This is a genomic window from Frankia sp. Hr75.2 (assembly GCF_949319125.1).
Classification (GTDB): Bacteria; Actinomycetota; Actinomycetes; order Frankiales; family Frankiaceae; genus Parafrankia; species Parafrankia soli.
Genome location: NZ_CASGGV010000247.1, coordinates 1 through 381 on the forward strand (window position 1 = coordinate 1; position 381 = coordinate 381).

At 73.8% G+C, this 381-nt stretch carries 1 pseudogene; it reads left to right on the forward strand.

Annotated features, from left to right (window positions below):
- Window positions 1-381 (forward strand): annotated as a pseudogene (locus AC559T_RS17510) (IS30 family transposase); the annotation flags it as partial.

The following is a 381-nucleotide window of genomic DNA, read 5'->3' on the forward strand; positions in this document are numbered from 1 at the left end:
CACCCGCGGCGGGACGCTGGTCTACCGGGCCACGCTCGCGCAGTGGCATCGAGACCGCCGGGCCACCCGGCCCAAGACTGCCAGGCTCGCCGGCAACGAGCAGCTGCGCAGCTACGTGCAGGACCGGCTCGCCGGGCCGGTCCGGCGCGGCGACGGCACGGTGGTGCCCGGCCCGTGGACGGCGCCGTTCACCGGCAGGAACAAGCCGCACCGCCAGGACCGCCGCTGGGTCAGCGCGTGGAGCCCGGAGCAGATCTCGCGGCGGCTGCGGGTCGATTTTCCCGACGACCCGACGACCCGACGATGCGGATCTCGCATGAGGCGATCTACCAGGCCCTTTACATCGAGGGGCGGGGGACGTTGCGCCGTGAGCTGGTCGCG